Here is a 12,465-nt window from a genome sequence, read left to right on the forward strand (position 1 = left end):
CTTGCCTTCCTGCCGGGACAGGCCGAGATCACCCGCACGGCCGAGCGGTTGGAGGGGCGCTTCGGCCTGGAGACGCTGGTGGCGCCGCTGTTCGGCAATCTCAGCCAAAGGGAGCAGGATGCGGCGATCCGGCCATCGGCGCCCGGAACCCGCAAGATCGTGCTGGCGACATCGATCGCCGAGACCTCGATCACCATCGACGGCGTGCGCATCGTCATCGACAGCGGCCTGCAGCGGCTTGGCGTCTTCGAACCGGCAACCGGCATCACCCGGCTCGAAACCGTGCGGGTGTCGCGCGCCTCGGCCGACCAGCGCGCCGGCCGCGCCGGCCGTACCGAGCCGGGCATGGCGATCCGCCTCTGGCATCCCGGCCAGACGGCGGCGCTGCCGGCCTTCACGCCGCCGCAGATCCTTTCCAGCGATCTTTCGAGCCTGGCGCTCGATCTGGCCCATTGGGGCGTCGAGGACCCAGGCAGCCTTGCCTTTGTCGACCAGCCGCCGGCCGCAACGCTTGCGGAGGCGCGGACGCTCCTGCGCCAGTTAGGCGGGCTTGACCAGGGCAACGGGCTGACGGCGCGGGGCCGGCTGATGCGGGCGATGGCGCTGCCGCCACGGCTGGCCGCGATGGTGATTTCGGCGGCAGACGCCGGACAAGCGCAGGCGGCGGCACTGCTGGCCGTGCTTTTGACCGAACAGGGGCTGGGCGGGCCAAGCACCGACCTCGAGGAGCGGCTACGGCGGTTCCGTGGTGAGAAGGGAGAGAGGGCCGAGGCCGCGCGGCGGCTGGCAGCGCGGCTGGCATCGACAGCCGGCGGCGGCAAGGGAGGTGCCGGGGAGCCTGTGCTGGCCGGCGCCCTGCTGCTGCATGCCTTTCCCGACCGGATCGCGCTGCAACGCGGTGGCCGGGGCCGCTTCGTCATGGCCAATGGCCGGGGTGCGGAATTGCCAGCGACGGAACGGCTATCGGGCGCGACGATGCTCGTCATTGCAGACCTCACGGGGCGGGCCGCACAGGGACGGATCCAGGCCGCAGCCGAGATCTCCCGCGACCTCGTCGAGGCTGAACTGCCTGACAGCGTCGAGACCGAAGACCAATGCCTGTTCGACCGAACGAGCCGGCAGGTGCGGGCGCGCCGGGTGACGCGGCTGGGCGCCATCGTGCTTGATGAGACGCCGCTGCCACGCCCCTCCGGCCCGCAGGTGGCGGCCGCACTGGCCGAGGGGATCCGCGATCTCGGGCTTGCGGTCGTCCCGTTTTCCAAGGAGGCTGCGCAGCTGCGCTACCGGATCGGCTTTCTACACCGGACGATCGGGCTGCCCTGGCCTGATATGAGCGACGAGGCACTGCTGGCGCGGATGGACGAATGGTTCGTGCCGTTCCAGGGCGAGGCTCGCGGGCTTGCCGATATCGCCCCCGGTGGATTGTCGAACGGGCTGATGTCGCTGCTGCCGCACGAGTTGCAACGGGAGCTCGGGCGCATGGCGCCGACGCATTTCGAAGCGCCGACGGGGCAGCGGCATCCGATCCAGTATGATGGTCCGGAACCGCTGATGACCATTCGCGTACAGGAGCTGTTCGGGCTCAGGCAGCATCCGGCCATCGGCGGCGGCCGGTTGCCGCTGGTGCTCGAGCTTACCTCGCCGGCGCATCGGCCGATCCAGACGACGCGCGACCTGCCGGGTTTCTGGGCCGGCTCGTGGAAGGATGTGCGGGCCGACATGCGCGGCCGCTATCCCCGCCATCCCTGGCCGGAAGATCCGGCATCGGCGGCACCGACAACGCGGGTCAAGCCGCGTGGGACTTGAACACCAGCAATTGCAAGGACGAGACATGACAGTCGAAAGCGACACGCTGCGCGCCGGCAATCTCCACACCAGCCGACGCGTGCGACTGCAGACCCTGGTGCGCCTTCGCTGGCTGGCGGTCGGCGGCCAGGCGGCGACAGTGGCTATCGTCGCCTTCTGGCTGCAATTCCCCTTGCCGCTCCTGCCCTGCTGCGTGCTGATCGCCTGCCTTGCCTGGATCAACCTGTTCCTGACGCTGCGCTATCCGCCGACCCACCGGCTGGAGCCGCCGGCAACCTTTGCCCTGCTCGGTCTCGACCTGCTGCAGCTATGCGGATTGCTGTTCATTACCGGCGGGCTTGCCAATCCCTTTTCGATCCTGGTCTGCGTGCCGGTCATCATATCCTTTGCCTCGCAGCCGATCCGCTACAGCATGACGCTGATCCTGGCTGCCATGGTGGCGATCACCTCGCTTGCCTTCTCCCCCTTTCCCCTGCCCTGGCACGATGGGACGACGATCGCCATCAACGAAGTCATGCAGCTCGGCGTCTGGTGCTCGATCGCATCGACCATGGCTTTTGCCGCCTTCTATGCCTATCGCGTGTCGATGGAGGCAAGTCAGCTGGCCAATGCGCTTGCCGCCACAGAGCTGGTGCTGCAGCGGGAAAAACACCTGTCGCAGCTGGATGGATTGGCGGCGGCGGCGGCCCACGAACTTGGCACGCCGCTGGCAACGATCAGCATCGTCGCCAAAGAGATGGAGCGCGAACTCGGCAAGGACGAGCGCTACCGGGAGGACGTGGCGCTGCTGCGCAGCCAGAGCGAGCGCTGCCGCGACATCCTGCGGCGGATCACCACCCTGTCGGCGGAGAACGAAGCGCATATGCGGTACCTGACGCTGTCCTCGATGATGGAGGAGATCCTGGCGCCGCACCGCGAATTCGGCATTCGCCTGTCGCTGGTCGAGGAAACGCCGCGCGCGGGGGAGCCCGTTTTGAACCGGAACGCCGGCATCATGTACGGGCTCGGCAACCTCGTGGAGAACGCCGTCGATTATGCCCGCGAAACCGTCACGGTGACGGTCGCCTTCGATGCGGAGACCCTGGCGATCACCATTGAGGACGACGGCGACGGCTATGCGCCGGACATCCTGACGCGGATCGGCGAGCCCTATGTGACGACGCGGCAGCGGGAAGACACGGCCGGCGGACTGGGGCTTGGTCTGTTTATCGCCAAGACGCTGCTGGAGCGATCAGGCGCTACGCTGACATTCGGCAACCGCGAGGCGGAAACGCCGGGTGCGCGGGTTCGCGTCGAATGGCCGCGGCTTTTGATAGACAGCAATTCGACAAACTGATCCGAGAGGCTTATTACTGACATCGACGCAGAAAAACGCAGGCGGCACACCGCCGGGATCGCCTAATGACAGAGCCAGACCACGACTATCAGACGCTTCCTCTCACTGACGAGCATATCGGCCCCGATGCGAGCTTGCTGATTGTCGATGACGATGGCCCCTTCTTGCGACGCCTGGCCAGGGCCATGGAAACGCGGGGATTCCAGGTCGAGACCGCCGATAGCGTCGCGGAAGGCGTGACGAAGTCGAAGGCGCATCCACCGAAATACGCGGTGATCGATCTGAGGCTCGGAGACGGCAATGGCCTCGACGTCATCGAGGCCATACGCCAGCGCCGCGACGACACACGTGTCATTGTTCTGACGGGTTATGGCAACATCGCCACGGCCGTGACGGCGGTGAAGCTCGGCGCCGTCGATTATCTGTCCAAGCCTGCCGATGCAGACGATGTCTATGCGGCGCTGACGCAGCGCCCCGGCGCCAAGGCCGACGTGCCGGAAAACCCGATGTCGGCCGACCGGGTGCGTTGGGAGCATATTCAGCGCGTCTATGAGATGTGCGAGCGCAACGTCTCCGAAACGGCGCGGCGCCTCAACATGCACCGACGGACCCTGCAGCGGATCCTCGCCAAGCGGGCTCCGAAATAGCGTTCGATTACTCTGTTGGCAGCGGTCGCCCCGTTGCCCATTCGGCCATCAACAGCCTTTGCGCCGCCACACGCGAGAAATTCAGCGTGACAGCACGGCGCGTCGTTGGCGGTAGCCGATGTTCGGGCGCTTCGCGGACCATATGGGCGCCGTAGCCATCGGAGAGAATAAGACCGCACTCCTCCGGGAAGATCTCTAGCGGCACATCCTTATGGGTGGCGAAAAACAGGCGATCGCATTGCAGCCTGTACTCCGGCCACTTGCGGTCGACGCGAAAGTCCTCGATCGACGACTTGATCTCGATGATCCAGATCTCGCCCTTTTCGCTCAGGCTGACGAGATCGGCGCGCCGTCCACCGGCAAGCGTCAATTCCGGCAGCACCGCGTGCCGCATCTCGTGCAGCAGTCGCTGCGCACCCTTGCGCACCAGCATCGCCCGCTCGGACTGGCGGCCGTCTATTAACGGATTGTTATTGTATAGGCTGAGAATCGTCATGATGAGGCCAGTCTAAACCATGTTTTGTTGCAAAAAAACCATGGCATTCTAATTCGCCCTCTACACGGGGATTTGTCCGGCGCGTTTGCTTGCATTGCAGCCCTATCGAAAATAAACCTTCGCCACAGATGGTTGGCAGAACCCTGATTTCCGAACACATACCTGAGAGACTCCCATGCGCCTCCGCAATGCAATGACCGTACTGGGCCTTGTCGCGACGTTCGCCGCGGCCGGCTATTCCTCTACCGCGCTCGCAGCGCCGATCACCTCCGCCAGTTCCTCGGTCGAAACCCTGAAGACCTTTGACGGCGACTATGGCGTCACGCAGGACTCCGGCTTCTCGCTGCCGGCAATCCCGATCCAGAAGGTCAAGCCGGAGTTCCGCCGCCAGATCATCAGCTATCAGACGACGGAAGCGCCGGGGACGATCATCGTCAACACCCGCGAGCGTCATCTCTACTACGTCATGCCTGATGGTCAGGCGATGCGCTACGGCATCAGCGTCGGCAAGGCCGGCTTTGCATGGTCGGGCAATGCCTACGTTGCCTGGAAGCAGGAATGGCCGAACTGGCACCCGCCAAAGGAAATGGCCGAGCGTCGTCCGGAAATCGCCAAGTTCGTCGAAGGCGGCATGAACCCAGGCCTCGAGAACCCGCTGGGTGCCCGCGCCATGTACCTTTACAACGACAAGGGCCAGGACACGCTGTTCCGCCTGCATGGCACGCCGGAATGGGCGTCGATCGGCACCGCAGCCTCTTCCGGCTGCATCCGCCTGATCAACCAGGATGTCATCGACCTCTACAGCCGCGTTCTGCCGGGCCACACGACCAAGGTGGTCGTGATCCAGTAAACGGAAAGCGCTTCATACAAAGGCCGTCGGATGAAAATCCGACGGCCTTTTTGCATTCAGCGGAAACCAATTGAGCAGCAGATGCTGGCGTTCTGCCAGAGCGGCGGTCAGCCTGTGCCTTCGATGCGGGAGGCGTCTCTTACAGCAGGGACTTCAGATCATCCAGCTTGTCGTTGATCAGCCAGCCGTAATAGTTTTCCTCCGGCCAAACGGGCTGACTGACGCCCCGGTTGCGCGCTGCAAGGGCCGCAGCGCGCTGGCGCGAATTGCCCACATTATAAAGCGTGGCGGTGATGCCCGGATTGCCTGATATGTCCATGCCGGCGATCGAGCGGTAATCATCGATCGACCGTCGAGCCGCAGCAGCCACGAAGGCCAGTGAAATATCGGGATCCATGATGGCGTTATAGACGTCGCCGGCCTTACGCTCGTCCAGCTTCGGAATGCCCGACGTCCGGGAGACCAGGTCAGACAGCATCAATGCCGTCAGCGGATTGATCTGGCCGAGGCCGAAGGTCTGGCCGGCGTAGAACGGCTGGAAAAATACTGCGCTGAAGCGGTTGTTCGGGAAAGATTTGCCGTCGACCGTCTTGCCTTTGAAGCTATCGTCCCAGACATCTTCGCGGCAGGTCCAGAGGCTATAGCTGTCGCTCTTGCCGCTGCATTTGGCAAACTGCGGCCGGGCGACGAAATCGTCGACCTTCTCGCCATTATAAGCAAACTTGAAGCTTTCGCCGGCATAAGAGGCCGCCTTGACGTAGTAGGCCTGCAGACCGTCATAGGCATCGACATTGTAAGTGTGCTCGCCGACCAGTGCACCGACCACATGGATCGGATTGATACCATAGGCGCTCGACACCGACTTGATCTTCGACATCAGCTTGTTGTCGGTGGCGAGGAGATGGCGGATCTTCTGATATTTTCGTTCGAAGCTGGAATCTGTGCCTTTGGTGCGACGGACCGACGCGCCGGGTATGGCAGGCTGTTCCGCGTTGCGGTTTCCGGGTGGCACTGTCAGGACGCCGGCTGCTTTCGCCGGGATTGCGCTGAAGCCCAGAACCGCAACCAGAAGTGAAATGAGAATGCGTCGCACGATTGGCTGCCCCGTCGAAGGTTCATCGGTGTTTCGCCGTGGCGTGGATGACAATCTTGGCCGAATGATGCCGACCCGACGCTTCCCGCCAAAGGAAAGTGACCATCACCTAAAAAGTTAACGGGCCGGTGTCGAGGGGTGATGGTGCAAAATGCCGCGAATAACGTCACGGCCGAGCGAAGGCCAGCGGAAATGACAGAACCAAGGGACGCGACCTGCCTGCGGCAGATCACGTCCCTCGATTTACAAATTTGATCTGGATACGCGCGACTGCGCCTACGAAGACGCAGAGCTAGTTGCAGACGCGGACCTGTTCGCGATGCCAGCCGTCGTCGTACTGGTTGTCGACCTGACGATCCTCGAACCAGCAACGCGGCCGTGGGGGCGGAGGTGGAGGGGGTGCGTAGCCGTAGCCGCTATCGCCGCTGTTGACCAAGGCACCGCCAATCAGTCCGCCGAGCACGCCGGCTGCGATGCCGCCGGCAATGATGCCGCCGTTGTTGTTGTGGTGATGGCGACGCTGCGGTGGAGGCGGCCCGCGATCCCAGCCATCGTCCTGCGGCGGCCGGCGGTATTGGGCTTCGGCAGTGCTCGCGGTGCTCAGCGCACCCCCGGCGACGGTTGCCAGAACCAGCATCGATAAAACGGTCTTTTTAAACATTGCCACCTCCATGAAGGCTCAAGGACCGGGCTTTTTGCCCAAAATCAGAGCCATCTGATAAAGCGGATTATATTTAATTTGGCTTAATGGCCGATGAATACCGTGTTCATGGCGGAGCCAAGGTCCGGTCCCCGCAAGCGAAGGACCGGACCCGCGACCGGCGCTACAGAATGTAGCGAGACAGGTCTGTATTGGCGGCGAGGTCGCCGACATGCTTCTGCACATAGGCGGCGTCGATGGTGAGCGAGGCACCGCCTCGATCCGGTGCATTATAGGAGATGTCGTCCAGCACGCGTTCCATCACCGTCTGCAGGCGACGGGCGCCGATGTTCTCGACGGACGAGTTCAGATGAACCGCGACATCGGCGAGCGTATCGAGAGCGTCGTCGGTGAAATCCAGCGAAAAGCCTTCGGTTTCCATCAGCGCCTTGTACTGGCGAATGAGACTTGCCTCTGTTTCCGTCAGGATGCGGCGCATGTCGTCCTTGCTCAGCGGCTTCAGCTCGACGCGAATCGGCAGGCGGCCCTGCAGCTCCGGCAGCAGATCCGAGGGCTTGGAGACATGGAAGGCGCCGGAAGCGATGAACAGAATATGGTCGGTTTTCACAGGCCCATATTTGGTCGCGACCGTCGTACCTTCGACCAGCGGAAGCAGGTCGCGCTGCACGCCCTCGCGGGACACACCGGCACCGATGCCGCCTTCGCGGGTGGCAATCTTGTCGATTTCGTCGAGGAAGACGATGCCGTCATTTTCGGCCGAACGCACGGCTTCGCGCTGTACCACCTCGTTGTCGACCAGCTTGTCCGATTCGTCGCGGATGAGGTCGGCATAGGAGGCCTTGACCGTGGTGCGGACCTTCTTGGTCTTGTTGCCCATGGCCTTGCCGAACATTTCCGACAGGTTGAGAACACCAATATTGGCGCCGGGCATCCCGGGGATCTCGAAACCGGAGCCGGCCGAGGCGGTATCGGCGATCTCGATGTCGATTTCCTTGTCGTCGAGTTCGCCGTCGCGCAGCTTCCTGCGGAAGCTTTCGCGGGTGGCCGGCGAGGCCGTGGCACCGACGAGGGCGTCGAGCACGCGCTCTTCCGCGCTCATATGCGCCTTGGATTCGACCTCGGCCCGCATCTTTTCGCGCACCAGGCCGATGCCGACCTCGACCAGATCACGGATGATCTGCTCGACATCGCGGCCGACATAGCCGACTTCGGTGAACTTCGTGGCTTCGACCTTGATGAACGGCGCGCCGGCGAGCTTGGCGAGGCGACGGGAGATTTCCGTCTTGCCGACACCGGTCGGGCCGATCATCAGGATGTTCTTCGGCATGACTTCGTCGCGCAGGTCGGGTGCCAGCTGCTGGCGGCGCCAGCGATTGCGTAGCGCAATCGCTACTGCGCGCTTAGCCTCATGCTGGCCAATGATATAGCGGTCGAGCTCGGAGACGATTTCGCGGGGAGAAAAATTTGTCATTATTCTGGTTTCCCATCAGGGCTAGAAGACGATCCGCAGAGGAGGCTCAAGCGTCGGACGCGATCGTTTCAACGATAATATTGTGGTTGGTATAGACGCAGATGTCGGCGGCGATATCGAGTGCGCGGCGAGCGATCTCGTCAGCGGACTTATCCGAATCCATCAGCGCGCGGGCTGCGGCAAAGGCATAGTTTCCGCCGGAGCCGATGGCCACGGTGCCATGCTCGGGCTCCAATACGTCGCCGTTGCCTGTCAGGGCCAGCGTCGTCGTCTTGTCGGCGACCAGCATCATCGCTTCCAGATTGCGCAGATACTTGTCGGTCCGCCAGTCCTTGGCGAGTTCAACGGCAGCGCGCATCAGCTGCCCCGGATATTGCTCCAGCTTCTTTTCAAGACGATCGAGTAGCGTGAAGGCATCGGCGGTGGCGCCTGCGAAGCCGGCAATGACCTCGCCGTCCTTGCCGATGCGCCGCACCTTGCGCGCATTGCCCTTCATGACGGTCTGGCCGAGACTGACCTGTCCATCTCCCGCCATGACCACCTGGTTGCCCTTTCGGACGGTAATAATCGTTGTCATCAAAACACCTGCTTGCCCGGGTTACGGGCGTTTCAGCGGGCCGCGCATCGGCCCTGTTGAAGCCTATGTAAGTGGGCTTTTGACGATTGCAAATATCAGCCCTTATCGTTCTTCGCCCGTCTGCAGCAAAGGCGCGCCTGTCACGACGAACTTCTGGATATTTGCGCATCCGGCTGATATGGACGGCCATTATCGATGGAGCAGGTCATGGCAGACACCGCAGCAAGCCGCACGGCAAGCATTTCCCGCGCGACGAACGAGACCTCGGTTTCGGTCACCGTCAATCTCGACGGCACCGGAACGTCGAAGATCTCGACCGGCGTCGGGTTTTTCGATCACATGCTCGACCAGCTGTCGCGTCACTCGCTGATCGACATGGAAATCGAGACCAAGGGCGATCTCCATGTCGATGACCATCACGCCGTCGAGGACACCGGCATCGCGATCGGCCAGGCCATTGCCAAGGCGCTCGGCGACCGGCGCGGCATTACCCGCTATGCCTCGATCGATCTTGCCATGGACGAAACCATGACCAAGGCCGCCGTCGATCTCTCCGGTCGGCCGTTCCTCGTCTGGAATGTCCAGTTCAGCGCGCCGAAGATCGGACGGTTCGATACGGAACTCGTCCGTGAATTCTTTCAGGCACTGGCGCAGAACGCCGGCATAACCCTGCATATCCTCAATCACTACGGCGCCAACAATCATCACATCGCGGAGACTTGCTTCAAGGCCGTCGCTCGGGCGCTCCGGACAGCGACCGAGATCGATCCACGCCAGGCTGGCCGGGTTCCCTCCACCAAGGGCACGCTCGCCTGAGCGAAAACTTCAGCGGAGGGCCGTCATGGCCAGTTTCATCGTTCTGACGCCCGAGACCGGGCCAGGCAGCGACCACGAGAAGACGCGGTTTATCCGTGACGGCTTCTCGCTGATCGCCTTCCTGTTTCCCGGAATCTGGTTGCTCTGCCACCGCCTTTGGCTTTGTGGCATCGGCGCCTTGATGCTGCAGGGGCTTGCGCTTGAACTGATGGGCGTCCGCTCGCAATGGTCCGCCGGATTTGCGCTTTTGCTGGCAATCAGCATCCTGACTGCCGTCGAGGGGCCGATGCTGTTTGCGCGCAGCCTTCTAGCGCGCGGGTTCGTCACAGATGGGCTGGTGTCGGCGCGCGATCTGGCGGAAGCGGAAGACATCTATTTCAGCGAGATTGCCGACAGCAACTCGGCGGATATACGACCCGTTGAACGGGATATCCATGTCGTGAAGGCAGGCAGCGGCCACTCGGCTGCCGTGCTTGGCCTGATCGGCTATGACGGAGGACGTTGAGCATGCGCGTTGCCATTATCGATTACGGGTCCGGTAATCTTCGCTCGGCGACCAAGGCTTTCGAGCGCGCGGCCCGCGAAATCGGCATTGATGCCGAGATCGAGCTTACCGACAAGGCAGACCGGGTTGCCTCCGCCGACCGTATCGTCCTGCCGGGGGTCGGCGCCTATGCCGATTGCCGCCGCGGCCTCGATGCCGTGGACGGCATGTCGGAAGCACTGACACAAGTGGTCGAGCGCGACGCGCGGCCGTTCATCGGCATTTGCGTCGGCATGCAGCTGATGTCGTCGCGCGGGCTCGAGAAGACCACCACGCGGGGTTTGGGATGGATCAGCGGCGACGTCATAGAGATGACGCCGAACGATCCGTCGCTGAAAATTCCGCAGATCGGCTGGAATACGCTCGATCTCCACCGCCCGCATCCGCTGTTCGCAGACATCCCGACTGGCGCCGACGGCCTGCATGCCTACTTCGTACACTCCTATCATCTGGCCGCCAGCAACCCCGACGACGTCATTGCCACCACGAACTATGGCGGCGCCATGACGGCCTTCGTCGGCCGCGACAATCTCGTTGGCGCGCAATTCCATCCCGAGAAGAGCCAGAAACTCGGCCTTGCCCTGATCGCCAATTTCCTGCGCTGGAAACCCTGATGCCCCGCTTCTCCAACGGATTGAAGACATGATCCTTTTTCCCGCCATCGACCTCAAGGACGGCCAGTGCGTGCGGCTGAAGCTCGGCGACATGGAGCAGGCCACGGTGTACAATCCCGACCCCGGCGCGCAGGCGAAAGCATTCGAGGATCAGGGGTTCGAATGGCTCCATGTGGTGGATCTCAACGGCGCTTTCGCCGGGACGAGCGTCAACGGTGCCGCTGTCGATGCAATCCTTTCGGCAACCCGCAATCCGGTGCAGCTAGGCGGCGGCATCCGCACGCTCGACCACATCGAAAGCTGGCTTTCACGCGGCCTTGCCCGCGTCATTCTCGGGACCGTTGCCGTCCGTGACCCGGCACTGGTCATCGAGGCCTGCCGGAAATTCCCCGGCCGCGTTGCCGTTGGCATCGACGCCAAGGGCGGAAAGGTGGCCGTCGAGGGCTGGGCGGAAGCCTCTGAGCTCGGCATCGTGGAACTGGCACGCAAATTCGAGGGCGCCGGCGTGGCGGCGATCATCTACACCGACATCGATCGCGACGGCATTCTCGCCGGCATCAACTGGGCCTCGACGCTGGAACTGGCCGAAGCCGTGTCCATTCCGGTCATCGCCTCCGGAGGCCTGGCCTCGATCGAAGACGTCAGGCGGATGCTTCAGCCGGATGCCCGTAAGCTTGCAGGCGCGATTTCGGGCCGCGCACTCTATGACGGCCGGATAGATCCGACGGAAGCGCTGACGTTGATCAAGGCTTTCCGGGACAAGGAGATGGCGCAATGACCCTCAAGGCCCGGATCATCCCCTGCCTCGACGTCAAGGATGGCCGTGTCGTCAAGGGCGTCAACTTCGTCGACCTGATCGACGCCGGCGATCCTGTCGAGGCGGCCAAGGCCTATGACGCGGCGGGTGCCGACGAGCTCTGCTTCCTCGACATCACGGCCTCCTCGGACGACCGCGACACGATTTTCGATGTCGTGGCCCGGACTGCCGAACAATGCTTCATGCCGGTTACGGTGGGCGGTGGCGTCCGCGCGCTCAGCGACATCCGCAGGCTGCTGCTCTGCGGCGCCGACAAGGTGTCGATCAACTCGGCGGCGGTCAAAAATCCCGATTTCGTCGCCGAAGCTGCCGACAAGTTCGGCAACCAGTGCATTGTCGTGTCCATCGATGCCAAGAAGGTATCGGCAGCTGGCGAAAACAATCGCTGGGAGATCTTTACCCATGGCGGACGGCAGGCGACGGGCATCAACGCGGTCGAATTCGCCGAGCGGATGGTGTCGCTGGGCGCTGGAGAATTGCTGATCACCTCGATGGATCGCGACGGCACCAAGAGCGGCTACGACCTCGAACTCACACGGACGATCGCGGATCTGGTCCGTGTACCGGTCGTCGCATCCGGCGGCGTCGGCACTCTGGACGACCTGGTCAATGGCGTCACCGAGGGCCACGCCAATGCGGTGCTGGCAGCCTCCATTTTTCACTTCGGCACCTATTCGATTGGCGAAGCAAAGCGCTATATGTCCGGGCGTGGCATTGCCATGCGGCTGGACTGACCG

The 12,465-nt window shown here is 62.9% G+C and carries 14 protein-coding genes (1 of these 14 only partly in view); 9 read left to right on the plus strand and 5 right to left on the minus strand.

The window, feature by feature from the left end:
* The 3 genes from hrpB to VH564_RS20715 form a co-directional block, all read left to right on the plus strand.
* Positions 1-1,806, plus strand: partial view of an ATP-dependent helicase HrpB gene (hrpB, locus tag VH564_RS20705; RefSeq protein WP_423341747.1) — the 3' portion only. It extends 663 nt beyond the left edge of the window; 1,806 of the gene's 2,469 nt are visible here — the last part of the coding sequence; the start codon falls outside the window, past its left edge; it ends in the stop codon at positions 1,804-1,806.
* Between the two features lie 25 nt (positions 1,807-1,831).
* The gene (locus VH564_RS20710) at positions 1,832-3,142 is read left to right on the plus strand and encodes an ActS/PrrB/RegB family redox-sensitive histidine kinase (RefSeq protein ID WP_423341748.1); all 1,311 of its coding nucleotides are present in this window, start codon (positions 1,832-1,834) and stop codon (positions 3,140-3,142) included.
* A 65-nt stretch (positions 3,143-3,207) separates the two neighbouring features.
* Complete coding sequence (locus VH564_RS20715; RefSeq protein WP_423341749.1) at positions 3,208-3,789, plus strand: ActR/PrrA/RegA family redox response regulator transcription factor; 582 nt, start codon at positions 3,208-3,210, stop codon at positions 3,787-3,789.
* 7 nt (positions 3,790-3,796) lie between these two features.
* On the opposite strand, the gene VH564_RS20720 is transcribed toward VH564_RS20715, so the two are convergent.
* Positions 3,797-4,285, minus strand: coding sequence for an MmcB family DNA repair protein (locus VH564_RS20720; RefSeq protein ID WP_423341750.1), 489 nt, complete (start codon positions 4,283-4,285; stop codon positions 3,797-3,799).
* 175 nt (positions 4,286-4,460) lie between these two features.
* Here VH564_RS20720 and VH564_RS20725 point away from each other — a divergent pair, with 175 nt between their 5' ends.
* Positions 4,461-5,135: a L,D-transpeptidase gene (locus tag VH564_RS20725; protein WP_423341751.1), complete on the plus strand. Its 675-nt coding sequence runs from the start codon at positions 4,461-4,463 to the stop codon at positions 5,133-5,135.
* 139 nt (positions 5,136-5,274) lie between these two features.
* Here the strand turns inward: VH564_RS20725 and VH564_RS20730 are convergent, their stop codons facing one another.
* From VH564_RS20730 to hslV, 4 genes are all read right to left on the minus strand, one after another.
* Entirely contained in the window at positions 5,275-6,228 is a 954-nt protein-coding gene (locus VH564_RS20730; RefSeq protein WP_423341752.1) for a DUF1402 family protein, read from the minus strand.
* Between the two features lie 292 nt (positions 6,229-6,520).
* Positions 6,521-6,889: a hypothetical protein gene (locus VH564_RS20735; RefSeq protein WP_423341753.1), complete on the minus strand. Its 369-nt coding sequence runs from the start codon at positions 6,887-6,889 to the stop codon at positions 6,521-6,523.
* Between the two features lie 163 nt (positions 6,890-7,052).
* Positions 7,053-8,360, minus strand: a complete 1,308-nt coding sequence (hslU, locus tag VH564_RS20740; protein ID WP_423341754.1) for an ATP-dependent protease ATPase subunit HslU — start codon at positions 8,358-8,360, stop codon at positions 7,053-7,055.
* A gap of 46 nt (positions 8,361-8,406) precedes the next feature.
* The gene (gene hslV, locus VH564_RS20745; RefSeq protein WP_423341755.1) at positions 8,407-8,937 is read right to left on the minus strand and encodes an ATP-dependent protease subunit HslV; all 531 of its coding nucleotides are present in this window, start codon (positions 8,935-8,937) and stop codon (positions 8,407-8,409) included.
* 207 nt (positions 8,938-9,144) lie between these two features.
* On the opposite strand from hslV, the gene hisB reads away from it, so the two are divergent.
* The 5 genes from hisB to hisF are packed head-to-tail and all read left to right on the plus strand — an operon-like array spanning position 9,145 to position 12,462.
* Positions 9,145-9,753, plus strand: a complete 609-nt coding sequence (gene hisB / locus VH564_RS20750) for an imidazoleglycerol-phosphate dehydratase HisB (protein ID WP_423341756.1) — start codon at positions 9,145-9,147, stop codon at positions 9,751-9,753.
* A 25-nt stretch (positions 9,754-9,778) separates the two neighbouring features.
* Positions 9,779-10,258 carry a DUF2628 domain-containing protein gene (locus tag VH564_RS20755; protein WP_423341757.1) on the plus strand — a complete coding sequence of 160 codons (480 nt, stop codon included), beginning with the start codon at positions 9,779-9,781 and terminating at the stop codon, positions 10,256-10,258.
* A 2-nt stretch (positions 10,259-10,260) separates the two neighbouring features.
* Positions 10,261-10,911: an imidazole glycerol phosphate synthase subunit HisH gene (gene hisH, locus VH564_RS20760; RefSeq protein WP_423341758.1), complete on the plus strand. Its 651-nt coding sequence runs from the start codon at positions 10,261-10,263 to the stop codon at positions 10,909-10,911.
* A 28-nt stretch (positions 10,912-10,939) separates the two neighbouring features.
* Positions 10,940-11,689, plus strand: coding sequence for a 1-(5-phosphoribosyl)-5-[(5-phosphoribosylamino)methylideneamino]imidazole-4-carboxamide isomerase (gene hisA / locus VH564_RS20765; protein ID WP_423341759.1), 750 nt, complete (start codon positions 10,940-10,942; stop codon positions 11,687-11,689).
* Positions 11,686-12,462: an imidazole glycerol phosphate synthase subunit HisF gene (gene hisF / locus VH564_RS20770; protein WP_423341760.1), complete on the plus strand. Its 777-nt coding sequence runs from the start codon at positions 11,686-11,688 to the stop codon at positions 12,460-12,462. The genes hisA and hisF overlap by 4 nt, the downstream gene beginning before the upstream one ends.
* Positions 12,463-12,465 lie beyond the last annotated feature (3 nt).

Source organism: Rhizobium sp. HT1-10 (genome assembly GCF_049472505.1).
GTDB lineage: Bacteria > Pseudomonadota > Alphaproteobacteria > Rhizobiales > Rhizobiaceae > Rhizobium.

Excerpts from the sequence above, each read along its gene's own strand:
- VH564_RS20710 (WP_423341748.1), top strand. The coding sequence starts at position 1,832 with ATGACAGTCGAAAGCGACACGCTGCGCGCCGGCAATCTCCACACCAGC.
- VH564_RS20715 (WP_423341749.1), top strand. The coding sequence starts at position 3,208 with ATGACAGAGCCAGACCACGACTATCAGACGCTTCCTCTCACTGACGAG.
- VH564_RS20720 (WP_423341750.1), bottom strand. The coding sequence starts at position 4,285 with ATGACGATTCTCAGCCTATACAATAACAATCCGTTAATAGACGGCCGC.
- VH564_RS20725 (WP_423341751.1), top strand. The coding sequence starts at position 4,461 with ATGCGCCTCCGCAATGCAATGACCGTACTGGGCCTTGTCGCGACGTTC.
- VH564_RS20735 (WP_423341753.1), bottom strand. The coding sequence starts at position 6,889 with ATGTTTAAAAAGACCGTTTTATCGATGCTGGTTCTGGCAACCGTCGCC.
- hslU (WP_423341754.1), bottom strand. The coding sequence starts at position 8,360 with ATGACAAATTTTTCTCCCCGCGAAATCGTCTCCGAGCTCGACCGCTAT.
- hslV (WP_423341755.1), bottom strand. The coding sequence starts at position 8,937 with ATGACAACGATTATTACCGTCCGAAAGGGCAACCAGGTGGTCATGGCG.
- hisB (WP_423341756.1), top strand. The coding sequence starts at position 9,145 with ATGGCAGACACCGCAGCAAGCCGCACGGCAAGCATTTCCCGCGCGACG.
- VH564_RS20755 (WP_423341757.1), top strand. The coding sequence starts at position 9,779 with ATGGCCAGTTTCATCGTTCTGACGCCCGAGACCGGGCCAGGCAGCGAC.
- hisH (WP_423341758.1), top strand. The coding sequence starts at position 10,261 with ATGCGCGTTGCCATTATCGATTACGGGTCCGGTAATCTTCGCTCGGCG.
- hisA (WP_423341759.1), top strand. The coding sequence starts at position 10,940 with ATGATCCTTTTTCCCGCCATCGACCTCAAGGACGGCCAGTGCGTGCGG.
- hisF (WP_423341760.1), top strand. The coding sequence starts at position 11,686 with ATGACCCTCAAGGCCCGGATCATCCCCTGCCTCGACGTCAAGGATGGC.